This window comes from Photobacterium sp. ABD4_091 (genome assembly GCF_056160145.1).
In genome coordinates this window covers 26,153-51,551 of the sequence record NZ_JBSWWQ010000002.1, presented here as the reverse complement: position 1 = coordinate 51,551, position 25,399 = coordinate 26,153, and the positions used below count along the sequence as shown (strand labels likewise).

Annotated in this window: 15 protein-coding genes and 3 pseudogenes; 9 read left to right on the top strand and 9 right to left on the bottom strand. The window is 48.1% G+C overall.

Annotation, left to right across the window (positions count from 1 at the left end; genetic code table 11):
* The first annotated feature begins 122 nt into the window (after window positions 1–122).
* Together ACXAGQ_RS14585 and ACXAGQ_RS14580 are read left to right on the top strand one after the other, a co-directional pair.
* Window positions 123–1,226, top strand: coding sequence for a M20 family metallopeptidase (locus ACXAGQ_RS14585; protein ID WP_475254809.1), 1,104 nt, complete (start codon window positions 123–125; stop codon window positions 1,224–1,226).
* Window positions 1,227–1,686: 460 nt separating this feature from the next.
* A complete protein-coding gene (locus tag ACXAGQ_RS14580) occupies window positions 1,687–2,907 on the top strand; it encodes a response regulator (protein ID WP_475254808.1) in 1,221 nt (406 codons plus the stop codon).
* A 35-nt stretch (window positions 2,908–2,942) separates the two neighbouring features.
* Here ACXAGQ_RS14580 and ACXAGQ_RS14575 read toward each other — a convergent pair whose 3' ends face one another.
* A complete protein-coding gene (locus ACXAGQ_RS14575; protein WP_475254806.1) occupies window positions 2,943–3,806 on the bottom strand; it encodes an SMP-30/gluconolactonase/LRE family protein in 864 nt (287 codons plus the stop codon).
* A gap of 122 nt (window positions 3,807–3,928) precedes the next feature.
* On the bottom strand, window positions 3,929–4,336 hold the full coding sequence (locus ACXAGQ_RS14570) for a GNAT family N-acetyltransferase (RefSeq protein WP_475254805.1): 408 nt from the start codon (window positions 4,334–4,336) through the stop codon (window positions 3,929–3,931).
* Between the two features lie 331 nt (window positions 4,337–4,667).
* Between ACXAGQ_RS14570 and ACXAGQ_RS14565 the strand changes: the two genes are divergently transcribed.
* From ACXAGQ_RS14565 to ACXAGQ_RS14545, 5 genes and pseudogenes are all read left to right on the top strand, one after another.
* Complete coding sequence (locus ACXAGQ_RS14565; protein ID WP_475254804.1) at window positions 4,668–6,515, top strand: ABC transporter ATP-binding protein; 1,848 nt, start codon at window positions 4,668–4,670, stop codon at window positions 6,513–6,515.
* Between the two features lie 249 nt (window positions 6,516–6,764).
* Window positions 6,765–8,966 carry a catalase/peroxidase HPI gene (katG, locus tag ACXAGQ_RS14560; RefSeq protein ID WP_475254802.1) on the top strand — a complete coding sequence of 734 codons (2,202 nt, stop codon included), beginning with the start codon at window positions 6,765–6,767 and terminating at the stop codon, window positions 8,964–8,966.
* Window positions 8,967–9,265: 299 nt separating this feature from the next.
* A complete protein-coding gene (locus tag ACXAGQ_RS14555) occupies window positions 9,266–10,021 on the top strand; it encodes a DUF1826 domain-containing protein (protein ID WP_475254801.1) in 756 nt (251 codons plus the stop codon).
* Between the two features lie 281 nt (window positions 10,022–10,302).
* Window positions 10,303–10,536 (top strand): annotated as a pseudogene (locus ACXAGQ_RS14550) (IS66 family transposase); the annotation flags it as partial.
* 229 nt (window positions 10,537–10,765) lie between these two features.
* A complete protein-coding gene (locus ACXAGQ_RS14545) occupies window positions 10,766–12,316 on the top strand; it encodes a hypothetical protein (protein ID WP_475254800.1) in 1,551 nt (516 codons plus the stop codon).
* A 147-nt stretch (window positions 12,317–12,463) separates the two neighbouring features.
* Here the strand turns inward: ACXAGQ_RS14545 and ACXAGQ_RS14540 are convergent.
* The 3 genes and pseudogenes from ACXAGQ_RS14540 to ACXAGQ_RS14530 all read right to left on the bottom strand — a co-directional run.
* Window positions 12,464–12,835, bottom strand: a pseudogene (locus ACXAGQ_RS14540) (ISAs1 family transposase); the annotation flags it as partial.
* A 615-nt stretch (window positions 12,836–13,450) separates the two neighbouring features.
* Window positions 13,451–14,918 (bottom strand): annotated as a pseudogene (ltrA, locus tag ACXAGQ_RS14535) (group II intron reverse transcriptase/maturase).
* A gap of 659 nt (window positions 14,919–15,577) precedes the next feature.
* Window positions 15,578–16,474 (bottom strand): LysR family transcriptional regulator, encoded by an 897-nt coding sequence (locus tag ACXAGQ_RS14530; RefSeq protein ID WP_475254799.1) that lies wholly within the window; start codon window positions 16,472–16,474, stop codon window positions 15,578–15,580.
* A 139-nt stretch (window positions 16,475–16,613) separates the two neighbouring features.
* On the opposite strand from ACXAGQ_RS14530, the gene ACXAGQ_RS14525 reads away from it, so the two are divergent.
* Together ACXAGQ_RS14525 and ACXAGQ_RS14520 are read left to right on the top strand one after the other, a co-directional pair.
* Complete coding sequence (locus ACXAGQ_RS14525) at window positions 16,614–17,513, top strand: NmrA family NAD(P)-binding protein (RefSeq protein WP_475254798.1); 900 nt, start codon at window positions 16,614–16,616, stop codon at window positions 17,511–17,513.
* A 156-nt stretch (window positions 17,514–17,669) separates the two neighbouring features.
* Window positions 17,670–20,606, top strand: coding sequence for an AMP-binding protein (locus tag ACXAGQ_RS14520; protein ID WP_475254797.1), 2,937 nt, complete (start codon window positions 17,670–17,672; stop codon window positions 20,604–20,606).
* Between the two features lie 88 nt (window positions 20,607–20,694).
* Here ACXAGQ_RS14520 and ACXAGQ_RS14515 read toward each other — a convergent pair whose 3' ends face one another.
* The 4 genes from ACXAGQ_RS14515 to ACXAGQ_RS14500 form a co-directional block, all read right to left on the bottom strand.
* Window positions 20,695–21,825 (bottom strand): ABC transporter ATP-binding protein, encoded by a 1,131-nt coding sequence (locus tag ACXAGQ_RS14515; protein ID WP_475254796.1) that lies wholly within the window; start codon window positions 21,823–21,825, stop codon window positions 20,695–20,697.
* Window positions 21,826–21,862: 37 nt separating this feature from the next.
* Window positions 21,863–22,585 carry an HAD family hydrolase gene (locus ACXAGQ_RS14510; RefSeq protein WP_475254794.1) on the bottom strand — a complete coding sequence of 241 codons (723 nt, stop codon included), beginning with the start codon at window positions 22,583–22,585 and terminating at the stop codon, window positions 21,863–21,865.
* Entirely contained in the window at window positions 22,575–24,038 is a 1,464-nt protein-coding gene (locus ACXAGQ_RS14505; protein WP_475254793.1) for a CehA/McbA family metallohydrolase, read from the bottom strand. Before ACXAGQ_RS14505 ends, ACXAGQ_RS14510 begins: the two co-directional genes overlap by 11 nt.
* 75 nt (window positions 24,039–24,113) lie before the next feature.
* Window positions 24,114–25,397 (bottom strand): extracellular solute-binding protein, encoded by a 1,284-nt coding sequence (locus ACXAGQ_RS14500; RefSeq protein ID WP_475254792.1) that lies wholly within the window; start codon window positions 25,395–25,397, stop codon window positions 24,114–24,116.
* Window positions 25,398–25,399: the final 2 nt, after the last annotated feature.

Sequence of the window (25,399 nt, the reverse complement as noted above, 5' to 3'; positions counted from 1 at the left end):
CCTTAATGGTATTAACATAGTTTTATATCATAATGTTGCATATATGTGGTAACAGTGAGCTATGTGGAAATTTCACTCAAACAACGCAGAAAAAACACAAAACCTGTGCAAGGAATCAAATAATGGCACTTATCGATTTCTCTGATTTAAAAACAATTGTTGAAATAAACAGCTGGACTGGAAACAAGCAAGGCGTAGATTTAAGTGGTCAGACCATGAAAAGCTGGTTAAAACCACTAGGCTTTAATGTTGAGGTGTTCCTACGGGAAACTGTAGGAAATCATTTACTGTTCACGACGCCGCAGCAAAATAACGCACCCAAACTGTTACTGCTTGGTCACCTAGATACGGTATTCCCTCCAGGGATTTTTGAGAGCTTCCGTGAAGATGAAGAGTGGGTCTATGGTCCAGGCACTTGCGATATGAAAGGCGGTAACTTTGTTGCCTTGAGTGCGCTACGAAACATTTACCAAAAACACGGGAAAATTCGTAATATTGATGTCCTGCTGGTCAGCGATGAAGAGACAGGAAGCGATGACAGTAAGTTTGTCACCCGTCAGATAGCCCACCAGTATGCCGCCTGCCTCGATTTCGAAGCCGCGGGTTCCGATCATGAAGTGGTTGTCGGCCGCAAGGGGGTAGCCACCTATAAAATAACGCTCAAAGGTGTTGCTGCCCATGCTGGCAATAACTACCATCTAGGCAGAAATGCCAACCTTGCTGCCGCCAAGTTGCTGATTGCTTTAGATGAATTAACAAACATTTCGCAAGGAACAACGGTCAACATCGGGAAAATTCAAGGTGGGATCAGTACAAATACCATTTCACCCAATGCTGAATTAATGGTTGAAGCACGCTTTACCCAACCAGATGAACAAGAAAGAGTACTCGGTGCCATTCCTGAACTGATCCACCAGCATGGTATCGAAGGCGTCACGGCAATTATTGAAGGTGGTTTGCAGCGAGATGTCATGACACCGACTCCCGAACAACAAACCTTGCTCGATAAGATTGCGTCTATTTTGGGCTATGAACTGAAAACCGAGCAGCGCGGCGGTGTCAGTGACGCCAATATTATGGCGGGGGCAGGCGTCCCGACTCTTGATGGATTTGGCCCCTTTGGCGATGGTGATCATACCGAACACGAACGTGCCTCCAAGGCCAGCTTCGAACGGCGGATCAATGAGGTCACGGCCATTTTACAACATTACAGCCAGGGCAATTAACGCCTAAGTGATAGGAAATAAGCGGGCAGCTTTGTTAGACGAACCTGCCCGCCATAATATCCCCCCAAAAAAATAAATATTTCATCCTGGATTTCAAGACTGTGATGAAAAATAAGTTTCCATTTTATTTGTGAGTAATAAATAGGGTAAATGAATGATAGGCTGGGGAAATTACAATATCTTTTTGTACCTCACTTTATATAACTCCACCTATTGAAACCTGTGATAGCAAAATTAAAAAAAACAGCTTGATCACCGCGTAATGCCCCCAAAGGCTGTTCTCAACGAGCTAAAGCCTTTACTGCTGAGCGTATTGCAAAGCAACATTGACAGTTTTTACTGTCATGACAAATATATTTGTTTATATAAGTGATTGTGTTAATTGTATCTCAATATGAAATAGCTCATAATGCTGCGCCTTATAGACAAAGATAATAATAGACAGCTACAAGGTTGAGTGATGGAACAAAAAGTATTGGTCGTCGAGGATAGCCGCCCATTCCGTCGAGTTATTGAAAGTGAATTAAGGCAAGCCGGCTATACCCCAGTTATCGCCAACTCCATTGCTGAAGCAGAAGCTGTTCTCGACAACAGTACAGACTTTCTCTGCGCCATACTCGATTACTGTCTCCCCGACGGGCAAGACGGAGAGATCATCGACGTCTGCCTCTCTGTAGGGATAAAAGTCATTGTTTTGACGGCACTGATGGATGAGATGACACGTGAAAAAGTGCTAGCAAAAACCGTCATTGACTATATTCCCAAAGACAGCCCAACCTGTATCGCCAGTATCATCCCTATCCTGCAACGTCTTGAGCGTAACCACGAACACACCGCACTTGTCGTGGATGACTCGGTGACGGCACGCAAATACATTCGCACCTTGCTGGAACGGCAGTACATGACAGTGCTGGAAGCAAGCAACGGCGAGCAGGCATTGGAGATGGTTAACGCTAACAAATCAATCTCCCTCGTCATTACTGACTATTCTATGCCCGTCCGCGATGGCGTCAGCTTGATCAAAGAGCTGAGAAAGCGTTTCCGCCCAGGGCAGCTTGCAGCTATTGGCCTGTCAGCCAGCGATGAACCAGCTTTGACAGCCAAATTCCTTAAAGCGGGTGCCAACGACTTCCTTAAAAAGCCTTTCAACCAAGAAGAGTTCTACTGTCGGCTGCACAGCACACTGAATATCCTTGACTCAGAGCGCAACCTCTACCTTTTGGCCAACCGCGATTACCTCACCCAAGCTTGGAATCGCCGCTACTTCTTCAACCACAAGTTGGTCAAAAAGAACAACGGGCCCCGCTGCCTAGCTTTGCTTGATGTCGACAATTTCAAACAGCTCAATGATAACTATGGTCACCATATCGGTGATATGGTGCTGATAGAATTGGCAAACACCTTGAAAGTCTATTTTCCTGATGCCTTAGTCGCACGTTTCGGTGGCGAAGAATTCTGTATTCTCTATGGCAACTCGCCTGAAATATTCTCCCAGAGGCTGAACCGCCTAGTCGAAGAGATTGCCAGCTCTGAGCTGACCATTCTAGGCAATACCATCAAGTACACAATTAGCCTGGGGATGACCCATGCTGAAAGTGATATTCACAGCTTGATCCGACGCGCTGATAACTGCTTGTATCAGGCTAAAGAAGAAGGGCGCAACTGCCTTGTTGTTGAATAACTTGGGGAGTGATGCGCCCGATATTTAAAGCTGGCTTAAAGAACCGTTACCAGCGGCTCTTCAATACCCTGCCAATTAACTTGAGCCGTGAGTACCTGGCCTGGGCCATTGGCACTTTCGGCACTGGTTACAACTAGCTGATCCCCTTTCTCACCACCATGTGCAACCATAGTTGGGTTATCCGCAGGGACGGGGATGACATGGGTCACTACACCATCAGTGCCAATGCGCACAACAGACTTACCGCTGTACATCGCGACCCAGTAAGCGCCTTCACTATCAACGCTGGCGCCATCAGGGCGACCATCAAAATCAGTCAGGTCACAGAACACTGTGCTTTCGCCATACTCGCCGGTTTCAGGGTTGTAGTCAGCACGGTAAACCAAACTCGTCCCTGTATCTGCCCAGTAAAGGATCTTGCCGCAAGGAGAGAATGCCAAGCCATTGCAGGTCCAGGCAAACATCGGCATTTTTTCGAGCTGGCCACCTGCCATCAACTGGTGGAACTGGCCTTGATCGCCTTCTTTGGCACCATTTCGGGTACCAGCCATGAAGCGGCCTCCCGGTGCTGCACGGCCATCGTTGAAGCGCATTCTCGGGTGTGTTTTTACCAAAGGGGCAACCTGCTGGCGTTCCGCCTCCCAGCTTTCCAAAAGGTAAACACCCGACTTGGTACCTAGAACGAAGCCACTTTCACCCCACATTGCCGCACAGCCAAGCATATCATCCCACTGGCGTGACTCGACCTTGCCATCTTTCAAGCGCCATAGCTCACCGGCAGGGATATTTACCCAGCACCACGCTTGCTGACGCCAGTCCCAACGAGGGCACTCAGCAAGGTCAAAGCCCTGCTCTACCAAAGGCGAAAATTGGAGGTTTAACTGCTGACTTTCTTTCATGGTTCTTCCTATTTTATATTTTCCGTTCGGTTGCCATTAGCGTATTAGATACCTTGGCAATCTTGATATTAAACCACCCATTACCGGTAACATCCAGCCGAATTATGTTTATATTTCTCATTTCATTCCAGACGCATTGCCATTTTGAAATAAGGCACCTCGCCTTTGTAAAAGCGTTCGCCTTCTAGCACCATACCGAATCGTTGATAAAACCCGCCAGCCGACTCCCGGGCATCACACCAAAAATAGCCGACGCCTTTCTTTTTAAGATCCGCCAATATATGCTCGATCACCGCTGATCCTATTCCTCGCCCTTGGTGTGCTGGCAATGTAGCGAACTTACGCAACCTCGCCTGCTCTCCCAAGATAAATACCGAGGCCACACAGACCAGCACTTCGCCCTCATAGACACCGTAATGCAGCCCATCAGCATCATCAGGGACTCGGCAAAATTCAACACTCTCATTAGGCCATAGTACCTGGTGTCGAATAGGCAATGTTTGCTCTGCGGATATTTCAGTAATTTTCACAATATTGTCTACCTATTCCTTTAAAACAGAAGCTTAATTTCAGACAGATAATCAAAACCTATCCCGATGGAACGCAACATATCAGGAAAAAAGTAGAATTAGGCAAGATTGATATAGAATTAAGTCTTAACCTCTTAGTTGCACAAATGTACAATCGATAACCATAATGTGTATGTCCTTGCACATTCCTTTTTCCTGTCGGGATATCGCTCCGGTTTCATTTCTCCCTATGCCTTTCATGCAATGCGCATCAAGTCATAGTTTCCCCGAGCGTTAGCCTTCGATAGAGCTATTTTGCCAAACACATCTGCCAGACTGGAACCATCAATTTATGTACAAACGTTTCGAAAAGCTCGCACAGGCATTTCCGCCACACGAGCCAGAGCAGCCCCCCAAAGGGCTCTTTGCTTTCTGCCGCCACTATACCCGTGGCTTTGAGTTACCCCTGCTGGCCATGTCAGTGCTTAGTGCGTTGATAGCTATCGTAGAAGTCTCCCTATTTGGTTTCATGGGCCAGCTGGTTGACTGGCTCGCCGTACATAACCCAGATACCTTCTGGGCCGAAGAAGGCGGCAAGTTACTGGGCATGGGGTTATTGGTAGTGATCGTCGTCCCGATCCTAATCACCCTGCACTCTCTGGTTGTGCACCAAACCTTGCTGGGCAACTACCCGATGTCGATTCGCTGGTTGGCTCACCGCTACCTGCTGCGCCAAAGCGTTTCCTTCTACCAGGATGAATTCGCCGGCCGGATTGCCACCAAGGTGATGCAAACCTCCTTGGCGGTTAGGGAAACTGTCATGAAGCTGCTCGATGTACTGGTTTATATCACCGTTTATTTCACCTCAATGGTGGTGATGATTGGCCAGTCTGATGCCCGCTTGATGATCCCAATGCTGCTCTGGCTGGCGGCGTATGTCGGTATCCAGTTTTACTTTGTTCCTAAACTGAAAGCTGTTGCGACCGAGCAGGCCGATGCACGCTCGATGATGACCGGCCGCATTGTCGACAGCTATACCAATATCTCAACGGTGAAATTGTTCTCGCACACCAACCGCGAGACCGAATATGCCGAGCAGGGCATGAGCGGCTTTATGGACACCGTGTACCGCCAAATGCGTTTTGTCACAGGATTTAATATCTCGGTTGAAGCCATTAACTACTTACTGGTATTTATCATTGCCGGTATGTCTATCTGGTTGTGGTCGAGCGCTGCTATCTCAATCGGTGCCATTGCGATTGCAGTCAGCTTGGCACTGCGTATCAATGGGATGTCCAAATGGATCATGTGGGAGGTCGGTAGCTTATTTGAAAACCTCGGTACCGTGGTTGATGGCATGAAAACCCTATCCAAGCCGGTTGATATCCAAGACAAACCAAACGCACCAGATTTGGACGTGACTAAAGGCGGCATTGAATTTAACGATGTCAGCTTCCACTACGGTGAAGGTAAAGGGGTAATCGAAAAGCTCAACCTTAATATTAAACCGGGTGAGAAGATTGGCCTGATTGGCCGCTCCGGTGCGGGTAAGTCGACCTTGGTTAATCTACTGATGCGCTTCCACGATGTTGAATCTGGCGCTATCAAGATTGACGGTCAAACCATTTCCGATATCACCCAAGACTCACTGCGCGGCCAAATTGGCATGGTGACTCAGGATACCTCACTGCTACACCGCTCTATCCGTGAGAACATCCTTTACGGCCGCCCGGATGCAACAGAAGAAGAACTACTGAGTGCCACCAAACAAGCCCACGCCCATGAGTTCATTGAAACCCTGAGCGATCCCCATGGCAATGTCGGTTACGACGCACAAGTGGGTGAACGAGGGGTGAAACTCTCTGGTGGCCAGCGCCAGCGTGTTGCGATCTCCCGGGTACTACTGAAAGATGCCCCGATCTTGATCCTGGATGAAGCAACGTCGGCGTTGGACTCTGAGGTAGAGGCCGCTATTCAAGAAAGCCTGTATCAATTGATGGAAGGTAAAACGGTTATCGCTATTGCCCACCGCCTATCGACAATCGCCGCAATGGATCGTCTGATCGTGCTTGATCAAGGCGAAGTCGTCGAACAGGGCACCCACCAGGAGCTGCTGGATCACAATGGTATCTACGCCCAGCTGTGGGAGCACCAGACTGGTGGATTCATCGCTGAAGAAGTGGAACTGAAACAAGCCTAGCCCCCAGCCTTTCCCTTAACCCCAAACCCTGCTTCAGCGCCTCGCGAAGCAGGGTTTCTTTTATCTGTAAAACCAATATAAAAAGCTGATCTATAACAAGTTATAATTAATATTCTTGGTAGATAGGTCAGCTCTATCACAACTATCGTTACAACCATCTGTGACTATTCTGCTTTGTCGCTATATTCATATTGAGTTTTCCAAATACTTACTCTGTCGCAATATGAGCCGACAGCACAGGAGCTTACAATGAGTAACGATAAAACAAGTTCTGCAGGCAAATGCCCAGTTATGCACGGTGGAAATACCACCCTTGGCGGGAAAGCAACCAAAAACGTCGATTGGTGGCCAAACCAACTGAATATCAAAATACTGCACCAGAACGACAAGAAATCAAACCCGTTAGGTGAAGACTTCAACTACGCAGACGCTTTCAAAACGCTGAACCTAAAAGCCGTTAAAGCAGATCTTGAAGCGCTCATGACCGACTCCCAAGAGTGGTGGCCGGCAGACTATGGCCACTATGGCCCGTTCATGATCCGTATGGCGTGGCACGCTGCAGGGACATACCGTACTTCAGATGGACGCGGTGGCGCTAACACAGGCAACCAGCGCTTTGCACCGCTTAACAGCTGGCCAGACAATGGCAACCTAGACAAAGCACGACGCCTGCTATGGCCTATCAAACAAAAGTACGGCAACAACCTATCATGGGCTGATCTGTTCATCCTTGCCGGTAACGTTGCCATTGAGTCCATGGGGCTGAAGACCTTTGGCTTTTCAGGCGGTCGTGCCGATATTTGGGAACCAGAAGAAGACATCTACTGGGGTGCTGAAAGCGAATGGCTGGGTGATGAGCGTTATTCAGGTGACCGAGACTTAGAAAAACCATTAGCCGCAGTGCAAATGGGTTTGATCTACGTAAACCCAGAAGGACCAAATGGCGATCCAAGCATCCTCGCTTCGGGCCGTGATATCCGCGATACCTTTGCCCGTATGGGGATGAACGACGAAGAAACCGTTGCACTTGTTGCCGGTGGCCACACGTTTGGTAAAACCCACGGCGCAGGCTCTGAAGAAGCAATGGGGCCAGAGCCAGAAGCCGCGCCATTGGAAGAAATGGGCTTTGGCTGGAAGAACAGCTTTGGCACAGGTAAAGGCGATGATACAACAACCTCCGGTATTGAAGGCGCTTGGACACCAAACCCTATCGTTTGGGATAATGGTTACTTCGATATGCTATTTGGCTACAACTGGGATCTAGTGAAGAGCCCAGCTGGCGCATGGCAGTGGGAACCGATTGGTGTCAATGAGGAACATATGGCGCCTAAGGCACATGATGCTTCCCAGAAAGTCAAAACCATCATGACGACCGCTGATATGGCCATGCGTATGGATCCTATCTACGGTCCAATCTCAAAGCGCTTCCATGAAAACCCTGATCAGTTCGCTGATGCCTTTGCTCGCGCCTGGTTCAAATTAACACACCGTGATATGGGGCCAAAGAGCCGCTACATCGGCGAAGACTCCCCGTCAGAAGATATGATTTGGCAAGATCCACTGCCACAAGCCAGTTTTGCAGCTCTTTCAAACAGTGATATTGCAGAACTGAAACAAGCGGTTCTAGACTCAGGACTTACTGTTTCTGAACTGGTATTTACCGCTTGGTCTAGTGCTTCAACTTACCGAGGTTCAGACTACCGTGGTGGTGCAAACGGTGCCCGCATTCGCTTGTCGCCACAGAGAAACTGGGAAGCAAACCAACCTGAGCAGCTAGATAAAGTACTGGCCGTTTTGGAAGCTATCCAAGCTAACTTCAATACCGGTGAGCGTGGTGTATCCCTTGCAGACCTCATTGTACTGGCAGGTAACGTTGCTATCGAGAAAGCCGCGAAAGACGGTGGTTTTGATGTAGACGTACCATTCACAGCAGGCCGTGTAGACGCTACCGCAGAGCAAACTGACCAAGAGTCGTTTGCGGTACTGGAGCCAGAAGCTGACGGATTCCGCAACTTCGCTAAAAAGCTGTTCTCAGTGCCTGCCGAAGAGATGCTGCTGGATAAAGCGCAACTGCTGGGCCTAACTGCGCCAGAGATGACCGTGCTCATCGGTGGCCTGCGTGTACTCGGCGCAAACCACAACAATACGGCACACGGCGTATTCACCGATAACGTTGGCGTACTAAGCAACGACTTCTTCACCAACCTAGTGGATATGGCGACAGAGTGGAAACCCGTGTGCCCTAACAACAGCGCTTACCTAGGTACAGACCGAGCGACTGGCGAGAAGAAATGGACGGCAACCCGTGTAGATTTGGTCTTTGGTTCAAACTCACAGCTACGTGCCATTGCTGAGGTCTATGCGCAAGATGATTCAAAAGAAAAGTTTGTAAATGACTTCATCTCAGCGTGGACTAAGGTAATGAATGCAGACCGTTTCGATCTCAAATAAATAGCTGAAAATGCTCGAGCTTAGCACCCGCTAAGGTACGGCAAACCCTCTGGCCCAGTTTCGCTCCCACTAGCATCCGCTAGGCCGAAGCTGGGCCTGTTTTGACTAAGTTTCTTTGCTGCATCCTGCCATATTAATCCATAAAGCGTTCCTTTCTTCGATGATATTGAGATCAGAATTATTGTTTTCCTCGCCATTATAGCTATGTTATAACATAACAATACCTTTGCGTTCGTATCCGTGCGAGTGAAGGGATTGGAAGACATAAGCAATTCGTTCAAGAAATGGGAAAACGCACAATGAATGCTGCTTTAACAGAACAACTAACCACAGACAGCGGTATTGACGTTGAGGCCGAGGTTAAGATCGAAGTTAAGGTCAAAGATCGGTTCAAAGATGGATGCAAGAAAGAAATAGAACCTGCTCAAGGGCAATCTTTGTCCTCGGGGCAATACCCGACAATATTGACTGACATCTACAAGGAACAAATCAATATTGCCATCTGGCAGCGTTCGATAAGCAAAGAGCTCCGCAATGCCGTTAGCCATTTTCTTGAAGCCAACGAGAAATTTGAAAAGTCCCTCACCCTCTCTCCTGAAACGGCTTACACCGAATTAGAAGCGATCACCAAAGGTACAGCTCCAAAAGTATTTCTCGACAATATGGCAGAGCTTGTCGATATGTTCTGTTGCCTGTTTGACCTAAAACGGGCTGGCCTTCGCCTGACGATATTAGACACCGCAATGTGCCCGCGTTTTCATACTGATAAAGTACCTTGCCGCTTGGTCACGACCTATCATGGTTTAGCGACAGAGTGGCTTCCGAATCATGCTATCAACCGTACCAAGCTAGGGCACGGCAGCAATGGGCGGCCAGACTCGGTATCAGGTTTATATGTTCGAGAGGCAAGTGTTCAACAACTCTCTTCGGGTGATGTGGCGCTCTTAAAAGGAGAACGTTGGGAAGGAAACGAAGAGACAGGGCTTGTTCACCGCTCACCGACATTGCTCAGCGATGACAGGCGATTATTCCTGTCGTTGGACTTCAGTGACTGAGGTCACCTGGTCACCCAAGCAATCGCTATTGTATGTCGCTCTTTAATTAGTACACGTACCAGAATGCTTGCGCTAGCTCGTTTTTGGACAATTCTGAGTTACGGAGATCTAAAAACTCTGATCTTTCGGATAACCTCAATTATACAAAATCTCGCGACTTATCTTCCCCCACTTGTCGGTTAAGTTCTCTAATCCACCACCTTGTTCCATAGCCTGATGCTAATTGCTATCTGAGCATATACCGCTACGTCCGACTCAACAGCATCGACAATGGTCAATGATCTATCAACAATACTCATACTGAACGCGTAATTAAACCGCTGGTCATTGACAGTAAAAATTCTGTTCTCGACCACTCCAAATGGAACTGAAGCGAGCGCGATGCTTTACAGTATCCTGAAGGCTGTGAAAGACAACGGTATTATCCTCTACTATTTCATAGTCAAGTGCATGAAGGAACAGGCTAAGTTGAACCAGATTTCGATGCGCTGCTACCTCGGAACTTCAAACACTAGCAATATCACCCCGTGGGTTCATGGGCGGATACTTATGTACAACAACCAACCTCAGTACGCTCGAAAGCACCTTTCCATAAATAAACATTAATAAACACTATGAAACAGTAGCTTACAAACATAATGTAAAGCCTGACACTAACGTATCACAAATATGATCTAGCTTACCAACAGCGTTTTGGTTAGCTCTTATCATTCAGTGAGGTAATAAAATAAAAAAGGAATTACTGTGAATTATAAATATATCCTATTGTCGATAGCTTTTGCGTTAGGTGGCTGTGATGGGTCATCAGGCGACTCTAATAATGGAGGCGGAGATAATGGAGGAGGCTCAAATCATGAATTGATGGCTAACACTCTTGATGCAGCGGGTTTTGCTTTTGTTGAGAATTCTAACCATACTGCAACCAACAGCCGTCAAAGCCAAATGTTAGACACTATCTCAAATGATGAAGAATCGTTTTTTAGTGGGTCTAAACAAGCTCATTATGGATGTGAACAATTGGTTAAGCTTGTTGAAATAGGCATTCAGCACTCTATTGAAGTCCCCGAGGATGAAGAGGAAGCTGAAAATATTTCTCAAGGCTACCAAACCGTCAAAATATTCCAAGAAATGGATGAACACAGCTGTACCATCGAGGAAGCAATAACAACAAAAGAGAATCTCATCATTAGAGGCTACTTTAACGACCTCGCTGACGCTCAAGGAGAAAAACTCGATAATTGTCGGCTGATTGCGTTACCGCTTGAAGCCAGGTTAGCTGCCCCTCAGTGCTTATTTGTTAGCGATAGCCATGATGAGGATGGTAACTGGTACGCACAACGAGCTGAACCTTCAAACTTAAAAGCAAGCTTAGACGGTAATTACTTTGTCTTTAGCCATGACTTCCCTCGATATTCAGAAAAAGATCTTTACCAATCTACTGTAAGTCAATGGGATGGTATCGGGGATATTGAGCCTGTTATTAACTATCAGATAGATTCGGGGTCAACTCGATATCGCCACCCTTTTAAGCACTGGACGCTAAATGGACAATATCACGGCCTCTTTCTTTCATATAATTACTCATTATTTGGTAAACATCTAGGTCAAGATACTCACCTATTTCAAGACCTCGAATACTTTAATAATGGGTTGTGGGATGATTGGTTAACACTAGGGCATTATCTTGTCACCCCTTACTATAAAACATCTTATGATAACGAGTATCTCGGCAACCTGATTATCAATCTATTCGACGGTAGCCACAGTTTTCAACGATATGGCCCTGAAAACGGTCTATGTGATGAATTTTTTGGATGCGATGGATTGAGTCGAGTATATGCAACGCAACAAGTCCAGGGGGGAGTTTACGCCTTTGCTAACATTGGTCATGATTTCACTTCTAATCCTGGTCGGGGCTTCTACTTCTTTGACAATGAAACGCTTGAAGCTGAGTTGATACATTTACCCGACTCAGCCTACCCTCAATTTAGTCACCTAGGAGAAAGTCATATTGCTTTTTTGCCTGAGGAAAAAGACTTCAGCTTAACTAAAATGACCTATTTTGATATGAATACAGGGCTTTATTATGGAGATAACTTGTTGGATAACAAAGTTTTCGAAAATTCAATGAATATTGCATTTAGGCAGAACACAAACGGCTTGAAATTCATCGTTAATTACATCGACGGAACAGCAAAAGAAGTCTTCTATAATCAAATGACCGGGGAGTTTTCTGATGATCCGATTGACCATCAAGAGATCGGTTCAACGATTCCTCTAATGCCTTCTTACTAGTTGAAAATATAAACAATACTGAGTTCAATACAAAGCTAACACTCAATAATTTCTGATTGTTTTGTGTTAGCTTTATTCCATTTCCAAATATACCGAGCCACGGCTACTCATATTTACGTTGCAGGGCGGGAGAACACTTTGATGGATTTATAACCCAAAGAAGACTCGTGCCCGATAATCATCGCTCCATCCAGCTTTCTTCAACTTCACTTTTTGGCTTGGCGAACCACTATCACATTGTTTGAGCATGTTCATCACGAAGCGTCTAAACAGCGCTATGTTTTCCACCGCACCGTCCAAAGCAATACGAGAGTTATCTTCTTTAAAAACAACGTCTAATACGTAATGCTGGCTGTTTTCAAATCGCCAGTGCTGACGAATATAATAACCTAACAATCTGTGATTAGATGACATTGAGCTTATGTAATACGAGGTATCAACAGTGCCTTTTCCATTAATCACGTAGTGGCGCTCCACTGCTATGATGCTTCTTACCGTTAGCCATTTTTTTGCTAACTCTTCAGTATGAGCGCACCAAAGCATGGATGAGATTAATTTGGTCTATTGCAATGCTCGCAGAACGCTCAGTTCGTTAAGCCTAAGAAGCTTTGGGGCAGATGTGAGTTGTGGCAATTTTCTGCAATCACTGAGCTTTCTCGTTGCTCAGGCAACTATTGCAGAAATTGCAACAGTTCAATTACCGAGCATCCTTCCTGGTTGCCAGCACGGAATGGGGCAAAGGTGAGTCAGTTGGAATTAGCCAGTACGAAGATTGAGAGTTTCGTGCCAGCCTGAAGGGGGGTCAGCTGACACGTCACCAGATTACTCTTTTAGAAGAGTTTTTTATCGCTTCCGTGCGTTTCTATTTTCCTGTTCTACACGTCATGTAGTTGATTGATGAAAAAGTGACCATTATCACATTTCAGCTTGTTCATGAGTTTACATGAGTAATTATGAATTAGTAGGAGTATGGCTATCGATGATTAACAAAAAGTTACTGAGTTAATACTCTAAAACACTTTGGTCGAGTAGACGACACTTGTTACCAAGTGCCGCCCCTCTAAGAACCGTACGTGCAACTTTCACTGCATACGGCTCAAGCCTCCACTAAGGCATCGTTTGACACCCAGCAACTTATAAAGCAGTTAGAGCAGGATCAACCCATGAGTTACGAGCTTGTCTTTTTGACTTCCGCTTTGCCAAGTATTCTTGGTATTCAGGGTCAAAAGGAGTCGCCGCACTCCTGATTTTCACATGTCGCTCGATGGGCACTTTTGCTATTTGGAATAGGTTGAACAGGCAATCCATGTTCATGATCTTCTGCCAGCCGTGAAATTGCCATTGGCCTTTACGGTTGAAGAAGTATTTATGAACAACCCAGTCCTTGGACTTGGCTGGATGACGTCTAACTGCCCAGTGCCATAATGCTTGGAATAGTTTGTGGCCGACATACCCGAATACTTGTTTTGCTACGCAATGGCGATAGTAATTCGCCCACCCCCTAAGTTTTGGATTTATCAGCTTGATAAGATCGTTAACATGGACGCTTGCGTGCCTTTTAATGAGTTCACGTAGGTTTCTCAAAAATAACAGCGTGTTGGATTTGCTCGGTTTAATAAGCAATTTTCCTTTGTACTTCCTATGGTTGAAGCCAAGAAAGTCAAAGCCATCATTAATGTGAGTAAGCTTCGTTTTCTCTACGGAGAGGGTTAACCCTCTTTCTGCCAGAAAATCAGAAATCAACGGTTTGATGTCGTTCACTAGCACTTCCTTTGAAGAGCAGGTGACCACGAAATCATCTGCGTAACCAATAAAGTTGGCTCTAGCGCTCTTTTTGAGCGCAGTGGATTTTATGCACTGCTCTAGCCCTGCGAGAGTCATTAACATCAAGGTCGGAGATATGATTCCGCCTTGTGGTGTACCCTCATCAGTATCATAGAACAGACCTTTGTCCATAAAGCCAGACTTTAGCCATTGTTCCAACATTCGCTTATCTACAGCGATGTTATCAAGAAGCCATTGATGGCCGATCTTGTCGAAACAGGCTTTGATATCCCCTTCAAGTACCCATTTGGCTGATTTCTTTAGAGCCAAACATTTGAAGACTGACTGCGTCAGCAGTACTGCGATTAGGTCTAAATCCATAACTGTTGGGGTCAGCAAGTGTTTCAGACACAGGCTCTAGTGCTAGTAGATGGAGTGCTTGTTGCGCTCTATCAATCATGCATGGAATGCCTAATGGCCTGAGTTTGCCGTTCTTTTTGGGAATGTAGATGCGTTTAAGTGGTTTCGCTTTATAAGTCTTGCGACTAAGCTGATTGACTGCTTTCATACGGCGTGCATCTGTGTTCCAGATGACACCATCTATTCCAGGCGTTTTACTTCCTTTGTTTTGAGATACTCGCCTAACCGCAAGAAGCTTAGCTGAGCGAGAATGAGTTAAGAGCCACTGTAAGGAGTTCACCTTACCGTATTTCTTTTCTCTAGTTGCTTTTGCGATCCGCATTTGAAGCTTTAATACGTGCGCTTCAACGGATTTCCAGTCTATTGACTGCCATTGAGCACCGTCAGAAGATGCACTAATCTCTTTCGAGATCACCATTTGCTTTTATCCTTGAATAAAGTTCTTCAAATTCTCTCGCAAAGGGAGACCAGTCGGAAGTGGGCTCACTTTCGTGATCAGGTATCAACCTGTATCTGCATCATTACAACACAGCTTTCGCTTTTTCCGACCTCCTTTACCTGCATCACTATCGGCCACAAAGGCTTTCCCATAGGGAGCGATACAGGCTTACCCTGTTCCGTATGTTACGTAAATGTCAGGTTAGATGCCCACTCTACTAGTGCGGGGAGCGTGTCGATCACGAAAGAGCATTGCCCAATCCCTTTCCAACTCCCATTGCCTTTTGGCTACAGCGTAATAACCACTTCCGCTGCTTCATCACATAACGCACCTTGGATGGATTCACATTTGTTCATCGTACTGACTACCTAGAACTCACCCGATTTGTGTGGTTATCAGGAGGATCGCCCTCTCACGATTCAGATCCCGAGAGATTTAAAACACTCTTCGTTACATTGTCTGAGCCGCTGCTTTATTCAGGCTCATAGGTTCATCTGGTGATACAGATGGTTCACTCATTAAGCGGTGAACAACGCTTCATACGACTTCAGGTCGCACGGGCACAAATGAGTTAGCTCCCACAGCCTAGCGAGTGACTTTCATGTAAACGTCATAAGCATTAACTGTTCAAAGGGTTATCACACCGATGACGACAACGGATGCGCTTTAAAGAAATCAATCAGCGCCCTCACTTTCTTCGGCATCAGTGTTTTGTGCTGGTACACGGCATAAAGAGACACTGTAACACTATGCAACTCCGGTAGCATCCGAACAATCCGCCCAGTTTGCAGCTCATTCTCAATTATAAAACTTGGCATGACAGCGAAACCTTCCCCCGTTAGGACAAAATCCCTCAGCATAGCCGTGGTCCGCACTGACAAAGCGGGCTCTTTATTCAATACGGTGGTAGTTCCCTGCCCATCATTCAGCACCAAATGCTTGCGCCCATGGACGATGGCATGGCTGAGCCAATTCATCGCAACCAGATCCTTGATATCTTTAACCGGTGGAAAACGCTCGAGGTAGCTCTTTGATGCACAGAGCATGTCGGTAAACTCTCCGATCTTGACCGCATAAAGGCTGGAATCACCCAACGCGGTAGAGGCACGAATCGCGATATCACAGCGTTCCTCGGTCAAGTCTTGGTAACCATCGCTTTCCAAGATATCCAGGCTGATTTTGGGGTGGAGCTTTAAAAACTCGCTAAGTAGCCTAACCAAATCAGGGCTACCCACCGGGGTCGAAATACGTATCAGACCACTTGGCTCGGCAGTGTCTTGCTGCACTTCTGTGTTGGCCAAATTGGCGATTTCCTGTATCTCTTTGCATTTTTGGTAATACAGCGCCCCAGCTTCAGTCAAAGACAGAGAGCGGGTGGTACGGTTAAGCAGCCTTGTAGCCAAGTTAGACTCCAGCCTCGACACCACCTGTGACACCCGCGCCTTACCAAGGCCCAGTGCATCAGCCGCCTTGGTAAACGACTGCTGCTCCACCACCACAGCAAACACCACCATGTCATCAATTGAGATATTCATGCCTGCCTAATTGTTTATCAAAACTAAACAGTAAGTTTATCCTCAAGCTAATTATCAATCAAAGAGTAAACGATATAGTTATTACCAACAGCACATTCGACGGTACAAGCCGTACGATGACACAACCAGGAGAAACACCATGTCAGATCGCAAACTACTAATCACTGGCGCATCCGGTAAACTTGGCCAGCAAGTGATTGAGTACCTTTTGAATGATTTCAATATTGCAGCGAGCCAACTGATTGCAACAACGCGTAACGCCGTAAGCCTCGCTGAACTGGCCGAAAAAGGTGTGGACGTTCGTGAAGCTGACTTCTCAAACCCAGCCTCACTGGAAGCCGCTTTTGCCGGTGCCGACAACCTGCTATTGATCAGTATTGATGCTATTGGACAGCGCAGTGAACTTCACCGTAATGCGGTACTGGCAGCGCAAAATGTCGGTATTAAGCACCTGACTTATACGTCTATGCCTGCCGCTGATACCTCACCGGTTGTCTTTGCCTTTGAACATGAAGCAACAGAAAGAGCGGTTGCTGATAGCAAAATCAACGACTGGACTATCCTGCGCAATAACTGGTATTTCGAGAACTTGGCAGAGTTCTTCGCCAGCACGCTGCAAACCCAAGCGTGGCTAACCGCAGCGAAAGAGGGTCGCTCCGCACAGCTCAGCCGCCTTGACCTTGCCTATGCGGCTGCAGCTTCTGTTGCCAAAGCGCTAAAGGGTAAAAAGACGCTGACGCTTAACGGTCCAGAGTCTCTGACCACCGATGAAATGGCAACCAAGATCAACCAGGCTCTGGGGCTTAATATCCAGGTGATCCACCAATCAGATGAAGAGTTGCAGGCACAACTTGAATCATTTGGTCTACCCGAAGGAATTGTTGCCATGGTCACCACCATGGATCAGCACGCACGTGGCGACTTCTCTGAAGGAACAAGCCAAGAGTTTGAAATGCTGACAGGCCGCAAGCCCCAGAGCTTCTCTCAGTGGCTTGAAACCAATAAAGCCATGTTACGCCAGATCGCACAGGGCGTATAACTCACAAGAGATAAAAATGGGAAGTCTCGATATCGATGTCCTAGTTTGTGGACATCGATATCAATTGTGCACATCACCACACTTTTCATACATTTAACGGCATTAATGCCGATTTTGGCTACACTTTAGGCATCATAACAAGAAAAAGGGTAGCCCATGGAAAGCCAGAATATCCCACCCTACTCCGATCCCAAACAGGCTGCCCATTTATTACTCGAGTTGGTTACTGAACTGGCCAAGGAAATCAATCCGGACAACTTCGATAGCAGCACTGTTCAACTTGATAGCAGCCTCGACCAAGACCTTGGCCTCGACAGTTTAGGTCGGGCAGAGCTGATCCAGCGAACCGAACAACAATTTGCCCTCACCCTGCCCTCACAAACACTGGCGGAAATCGACACCCCACGAGATTTGCTTAATGCCATCTTCAATGCCGAGCAACATCCGACAGCAATTAAAGCTACTGCTGAGAAAATAGAATTACCAACAGCGTCGAGTTATCCGGATCAAGTCCATACCTTGCAAGAGTTGCTGCGTTGGCATGTTGATCAGCATGGTGACCGTCCGCACCTGTATGTCTACCAAGATGCCGACAATGTTGAGTCGATCAGCTACCAAACCCTTTACCAGCAGGCGAAGATCATAGCCAGCCGGCTTCAGGATCTTGGTATCGTCCCCGGTGATACCGTGGCGATCATGCTGCCGACCTGCAATGCCTATTTCTATTGCTTCTTCGGGATATTATTGTCGCGGGCGATCCCAGTTCCGATATACCCGCCCGCAAGGCCATCGCAAATCGAGGATCACCTTGTCAGGCACAGTAAGATACTGCAAAACGCCGAGACAAAAATGCTAATCACAGTAGAACAGGCCAAGGGCTTGTCCACCCTGCTTAAGCTCCACGTACCGGCACTCGAGCACATTGTCACAGCAGAAGAAATTGAAATGCTGTCAGCTGAATCCGTTTCTTCCGAGCATCAGCAAATAGGAAATGCCCAGCCCGACGACATCGCTTTTTTGCAATATACCTCAGGCAGTACTGGGGTACCGAAAGGGGTGCAGCTCACCCATGCCAACCTGCTTGCCAATATACGGGCCATGGGCAAAGCCGTCGGCGCAACCTCCGATGATGTGTTTGTCAGTTGGCTGCCTGTCTATCACGACATGGGCTTGATCGGCGCTTGGTTCGGCAGCCTTTACCATGCGATCCCCTTGGTGATCATGTCTCCGCTCAACTTCCTGACCCAACCCAAACGTTGGCTGTGGGCACTGCACCATCACCGGGGAACCATTACCGCCGCCCCTAACTTTGCCTATGAATTGTGCGTGAACAAGATACCGGATGCCGATCTAGAAGGCTTGGATCTCTCTAGTGTCCGGCATTGCTGGAACGGCGCCGAGCCTATCAGCCCGGCGACTATGAAAGCATTTACCCAACGGTTCCAGCCGCATGGTTTCACCCCAGAAGCCATGACGCCGGTTTACGGTCTGGCAGAGTCTTCGGTGGGGTTGACCTTCCCGCTCAACACCCGTACCCCGAGGGTTGAATGGGTCGACAGACAAACCATGATGAACTCGGGTAAAGCGGTGATGAACTCAGGCGGAGCGGTGATAAATTCAGTCAAAGCCTCTACAGACAAAGCCTTAAACCCTGAAGGAAACCATGACGAGCAACAAGATATCAACGCCCTGCTAGAGCACAGTATTCCCTTGATCGGCCTAGGCCACCCCCTTCCCGGGCACCAAATCCGTATTGTCGACCCCCAAGGTAGGGAGCTACCAGAGCGCCAAGAGGGCGAGTTGGAGTTCAAAGGCCCCTCTTCAACATCGGGTTACTATCGCGCACCAGATAAAACCGCCGGGCTTTACCATGGTGAATGGTTGCGCACCGGCGATCGTGCCTTAACGATGGAAGGTGAGCTTTTTCTGACCGGGAGGGTCAAAGACATCATCATCAAGGCAGGTCGCAACATTTACCCGCAAGAACTGGAGTCTGCTGTTAGCCAACTGGAGGGGATCCGCAAGGGCTGTATCGCTGTATTTGCCAGTGCCAACCCAAAAACCGGTACCGAGCAACTGGTCGTTTTGGCAGAAACCAAACTCAATGATGAGCAACAAAAGCAAAAACTCCGGGATGAAATACAAAACCTGTCTATCAACCTGCTTGGGATTCCCACTGATGTAGTTGAGCTCTGCCCTCCCCATACCGTACCTAAAACCTCCAGTGGTAAAATCCGTCGCTCTGCATGTAAAACGTTATTTGAGGAAAACAAACTCAATGCCCCACAACGTGCAGTATGGTGGCAAGCAACCCGTTTGTTTGTATCCAGTGCCAAGCCAGCATTTAGCCGGTTCAAACGACTGGCCGCTGACTGGGGTTTTGCCTGCTATATGTGGCTGGTTATGGCGCTGTTAGCCCCACCGGTGTGGGTTCTGGTGGCAGCTTTACCTTCTCGGCAGTCCTGCTGGTCAGTAGCACGCTGGGGAGCCCGTTCGCTCATCAAGCTTACCAGAACTAAGATGGAAATAACGGGTATCGACAACCTGCCCAAAAATGACTCTCCCTACCTGGTTATCGTCAACCACGCCAGCTACCTTGATGGCTTGGTGCTCTTGGCTGCAACAGGCAAAGAACATCAGTTTGTTGCCAAATCCGAACTCAAGGAGAACTTCTTCGCCAGAACTTTCCTCGGCAAGCTGGGAACCCATTTTGTAGAAAGGTTTGATACCCAAAAAAGCATCACTGACAGCCGGCAGTTAGCCGCCTTTGCTGATAAACCAAGCCCGCTAACCATTTTCCCTGAAGGGACGTTATACCGTATGGCTGGTGTTCATGACTTCCATCTCGGCGCGTTCCAAATTGCAGTTGAAAAACAGCTCCCTATATTGCCCGTAACACTCAAAGGCACCCGCTCAATACTGAGGGATAAGTCCCTCTTCCCCCGCAAAGGGGATATCGAGGTCATCATTAGCCCCTTTATCAAACCTGAAGGCAGTGACTGGCAGGCAACACTGGCACTACGTAATACCGCAAGGAAAATTATTTTGGAAAACAGCGGCGAGCCCGATCTGGCAAGGGAGAATACCCGCTGATAGAAATAAAAGAGAAAAAGTAAAAAGAGCACCTATCTCTATTTGAATTACAGGCGCTCTTTTTCCATATAACACTCGCTTTCAATTATTAAAGCAAAGCAGCTTCAGTCTCGATATCAAAGAGATGGCAATGTGACATATCAAAATGCAGCGGCTTTAGTTCGCCGTGGCTGATTGACTGCTGAGGAATAAACGGTACCCGCGCCACCAGCTTCACATCACCAATATTGAAATAAAGGTAAAGCTCGTTACCCATCGACTCCACCACATTGATTGTTTTCAGCTCAATGTCCTGGGTTGAGTGCGCCATGTCCTGCTCGTCCACCACACTGATGTGCTCGGGACGGAGGCCTAACCAAACCTGCTGGCCAACTTTATCCATTACTTTACTGGCCTTGTCTGCCGGTAATAACAACTTTGGACCGTTTTCCGGCTGCAGGTAAATATTGCCCTCTTCGAGCGATACTGCGGCCTTGATCATATTCATCGCCGGCGAGCCAATAAACCCTGCCACAAACTTGTTGGCTGGGTACTGGTACAGGTTCATCGGCGTATCGACCTGCATCACCTGGCCTTGGTTGAGGACACAGATCCGGTCGCCCAGCGTCATCGCTTCAACCTGATCGTGTGTCACATAGATCATAGTGGCTGTTTGGCCTTCATTTTTCAGATCATTGTGCAGCTGGGCAATGCTCACTCGAGTCGATACGCGTAGCTTGGCATCAAGGTTGGACAGCGGCTCATCGAACAAAAAGACATCCGGCTTCCTTACCATAGCGCGCCCCAGTGCCACCCTCTGGCGCTGGCCGCCAGACATCTCACCCGGTTTGTTATTTAGCAAGTGGGTGATCTCCAGCGTTTGTGCCGCTTCGCGAATACGACGGTCAATCTCATGGCGATCCAGTTTCTGCTGCTTGAGGCCAAACGCCATATTGTCGTAAACCGACATATGGGGATACAGTGCATAGTTTTGGAACACCATTGCGATCCCACGATCTTTTGGCGGCAGATCATTGACCCGCTTGTCACCGATCATGATGTCACCGTCGGTGACCTCTTCCAGACCTGCAATCATTCGTAACGTCGTGGACTTTGCGCAGCCAGACGGGCCGACAAACACCATAAATTCGCCTTCTTTGATCGTAAGGTCGACCCCTTTCACAGCTTTAAATCCATTTGGGTAGACCTTCTCTACCTCACGAAGTACGACTTCAGCCATAATAATTTCCGTTATGTCTTTTGTTCTAATTAATCACTTACGCGGACTTGAGCAGGCAAGGTGTAAACTCTGCCACAGAATCAAGCACCAACTCAGCATGGGAGGCCAACTCTTCTTGAGACGCTGTACCGGTCAAAACACCCACGCTTCGCGCCCCGCTGTTAATGCCGAACTTCATATCCGACACGGTATCCCCCAGCATTACCACCTCGGCAGCCTGCAAATCACAGTGCTGGCAGAAAGCTTCCATCAATGCTGGTGCAGGCTTTGGCTCAATGTCGCCATCGGAGTAACCGATAAAGTCAAATAGCTCAATAATCCCTGCCTGCTCAAGGGAATAGAGAGTGGCATCTTTGGTATCAGCGGTGGCAATGCCAAGCTTAAATCCCTTTTGTTTCAGATTCATGAGTGTGCTTTCAATCCCTGGTAGGGTTTGGATCAGCTCCGGCATCTGCTCGACTTGCTGGTTGAACAAGCCTTTCACTTCATGATTGAAAGCCACGAAATCGCACTGTGGGGCCAGCATGTCAAACCACTTTTTGGAGGTATCCTCGACCGGGTTCGAAGCCAACAAACCGTAGTTGTCAACCTGCTCACCATAGACACCAATCGCTTCCAGCAATGCCGTTGCCGTGACTTCATCTTGCGCCGGGTAACGGGTCAACAATGCCGCAACAACCCCTTGTGACACCTTGAGCCACATCTGGTGAAATTCGAGCAAAGTCCCGTCTTTGTCGAACAATACGCCTTTAATTTCCATTGTTTTCCATCGTCTCCATCAGCTCACCCCAAGTCGCTACCGAAGGTTGAGCAAATACTGCTTGTAAACCGTTAAATACTGGGTTAATCACCCCTTCAAACTCGCCTTTTTCATCCGCTGCCATGTTAGCCAGATCACCGCGACGAATATCGATACGCACCCAGTTGTGGTGCTGCATATCAATAGCAAATTCAACGCCTTCAGGGCTGATTTGATAGCGTGCTTTCACCTCGCCGTCTGCCACACATTCGGCATAATAAGGTGATGCTCTATCCGCAACTGCAAGCTGGTAATTCAACTCACTTTCACCGACATCCTGCCCCGGCAATACACTGCCGTTATTGATTGAAATTGCCAATCCACACCGGCGCTCCAGGTAAACATGGCCTTGTCTCAGTCCAGCCAAAATACCTTCACCACTCAAGCCATGGGAGAACACAAAGGTTGACGGATCGCCATAGATGGAAGGTTCGGTCGCTTTGGGGTTGCGCTCGTGGGGTTCGAGATGCGAGTCGCTGCCGCCCACGGCATAGATTCGGTGGCCGCAGTTCCACATAGCGCTGAGCACGTCCAGCGCCGATTCAGTAGAAGCCGGAGAAGTCGACCACGTCGGATCGCAGCACAACTCCATAGTGTCGACGCTTGCCAAAGGCATATCATCGTAGTGCCAATGCCAAGGCTTCATCATCGGGTGGTTAATACTGATATTGCCAGCAATCGCCAAACCCTGATGGATCAATGCTTCGCTGCTGTAATCTGCATTACGCATCGCAAGACCAGCCACTGGCCCGTGGACATTGAAATGGCCTTTGTCGGTCGTGACCTCGACACCCGGCAGGATCAGGATTCGGTCACTATCAGGCAAAGCCGGATGGCAAATGTTGTGCTCGGTCAGGAACATGAAGTCCAATTGCTGGCGCTCGATGATCTCTGTTGCCGCCTCTAATGTGTTATGGCCATCAGACAAAACGGTATGCGCATGCAAGTCGCCCCGGAACCAGCGGGACTCTGGCGACTTAATTTTGGAGTAATCAAACTCGATTAGATTCGCTGCGTTCAAACTGGCTGTGGTCGGCACGGCAATGGCAGGAACTACAGCTTGTTCGCTAGGCTCATCGGTCGCAACGTCAAACGCAATATCAGCCTGATACTGCATCGGTTTATGGTTACGGCCTTCGCCTTCCAGGTTATAGATATGCAGTTCCCACTCACCGGCAGGAAGTTCGCCGGCAATGCCGCCAAGTGAAGCCATATCTTGGCTTATTACTACCTGCTTCTCTGGCTTTACCCACAAGATCGCCGTGCGCAGTTGCTGTTTGGCATCATAAAGGTAGGCGTAAAGGAAGCCCTGTTTTACCGTCGTCCCTGTCAACGATATGTTTTGGGTACCTACAGGCACCACAAAGCGTTCGACTTGATGGCCAAAGGCCAACTCACCCGAAAACGTCAGCATGAAAAATTCTCTTAAATGTGTTTTTCGATAGTGAACAGGCATCAAGCACGGTTGGCTTGATGCCTGTACATCAGATTAAGAGCGGTTCGCTCTATCCAAGGCACGTTGCGCACGCTTGGCAGCATCTTTTAGGGCTTTTTCAGCCGGGATGTTCTCAATCTGCACCTGATCTGCGGCGATAGACAGGGCATCTTGGATTCGGCCATTGGTTGGATCCATGAAATCAACCGATGCCGTAGTCGCCTGCTTCAGCGGGATCAGCGCCTGTGGATTCTCTTTGGTGAATGCTTGATACTCAGGTACCTCATTCACGCTCTGGCGGACTGGGATATAACCGGTGAACATTGACCAGCGCGCGGTGTTTGCCGCATTGGTGTAGAACTCCATGAATTCAAACGCGCCCTGTGCGGCTTTGTCATCAGTACCCTTAGGCATGACAAACATCAACGAGCCTGCCTGAGGAGCCGCAGGGTGATCGCCCCAACCCGGCTGGGTCGTTGCAGCCAACTTGGTGAAGTCCAAATCACCTTGGTCACCTGATGAACCGGTGTAGCCCAGTGCATTGTCTTTCATCACATCATCAATAGTCTTGTACCAGTATTCCCAGCCTTGGCCACCGTGGTGGATACGCATCACATTGTCATCATGGATCCACTTACGAAAGCTTTCCCACACTTCAACCCACTCTGGCGAGTCAATCATCACAGTTTTGCCGTCATCACTGATCACCTTGGCACCGTTGGAGAATGCGGCATCAATCAGATTGTCCTTGCCCCACATTGGCTCCCAGCCGTAGTACTCGGTATTGCCGCGGGCATCTTTGACTGCTACTTTTTCAGCAACCTTGGCAAGGCCCTGCCAAGTAGCTAGATCCGCCTCGGTAAAGCCGTGCTCAGCCAGTTTTGCTTTGTTGTAGTAAAGTACCTGCGTTGTACCGTAAGCTGGCAGGCCAAACACCTCACCACCGTCGGCGGTTCCCTGAGCACGGAAAGCCGGGATAAAGTCATCGTAGTTGAAATCATCCGTGATGAAATCTCGCAGGTCACGGGTCAGGCCGCGGTTTTCCATGGAGCTAGCTTCAGAAGCACCTACCAAAACAAACTCTGGCGCGGTCCGTGATGCCATGCCAGCCTGCAGCTTCTGGAAAGTCTCTTGGTAGTTGCCCTGCAATGCGCCGCGAATAACGTACTCGTCCTGGCTCGAGTTAAACTCTTCAATAAGCTTGGTCATCATCTGCTGGGGCTGGGTACCGCCTGAGTACCAGAAGTTCACCTCAGTCTGGGCCATTGCAGTTCCTGAAATAGCCATAGAACCTGTTGCAATGCTTGCACATAGAATTGCGAGTGTTTTTAGTTTCATAT

Bases quoted from the DNA above. Each gene is read 5' to 3' on its own strand.
- ACXAGQ_RS14585 (WP_475254809.1), top strand. From the start codon at position 123: ATGGCACTTATCGATTTCTCTGATTTAAAAACAATTGTTGAAATAAAC.
- ACXAGQ_RS14515 (WP_475254796.1), bottom strand. From the start codon at position 21,825: ATGGCTGAAGTCGTACTTCGTGAGGTAGAGAAGGTCTACCCAAATGGA.
- ACXAGQ_RS14530 (WP_475254799.1), bottom strand. From the start codon at position 16,474: ATGAATATCTCAATTGATGACATGGTGGTGTTTGCTGTGGTGGTGGAG.
- ACXAGQ_RS14580 (WP_475254808.1), top strand. From the start codon at position 1,687: ATGGAACAAAAAGTATTGGTCGTCGAGGATAGCCGCCCATTCCGTCGA.
- ACXAGQ_RS14500 (WP_475254792.1), bottom strand. From the start codon at position 25,397: ATGAAACTAAAAACACTCGCAATTCTATGTGCAAGCATTGCAACAGGT.
- ACXAGQ_RS14510 (WP_475254794.1), bottom strand. From the start codon at position 22,585: ATGGAAATTAAAGGCGTATTGTTCGACAAAGACGGGACTTTGCTCGAA.
- ACXAGQ_RS14555 (WP_475254801.1), top strand. From the start codon at position 9,266: ATGAATGCTGCTTTAACAGAACAACTAACCACAGACAGCGGTATTGAC.
- ACXAGQ_RS14575 (WP_475254806.1), bottom strand. From the start codon at position 3,806: ATGAAAGAAAGTCAGCAGTTAAACCTCCAATTTTCGCCTTTGGTAGAG.
- ACXAGQ_RS14525 (WP_475254798.1), top strand. From the start codon at position 16,614: ATGTCAGATCGCAAACTACTAATCACTGGCGCATCCGGTAAACTTGGC.
- ACXAGQ_RS14520 (WP_475254797.1), top strand. From the start codon at position 17,670: ATGGAAAGCCAGAATATCCCACCCTACTCCGATCCCAAACAGGCTGCC.
- katG (WP_475254802.1), top strand. From the start codon at position 6,765: ATGAGTAACGATAAAACAAGTTCTGCAGGCAAATGCCCAGTTATGCAC.
- ACXAGQ_RS14565 (WP_475254804.1), top strand. From the start codon at position 4,668: ATGTACAAACGTTTCGAAAAGCTCGCACAGGCATTTCCGCCACACGAG.
- ACXAGQ_RS14505 (WP_475254793.1), bottom strand. From the start codon at position 24,038: ATGCTGACGTTTTCGGGTGAGTTGGCCTTTGGCCATCAAGTCGAACGC.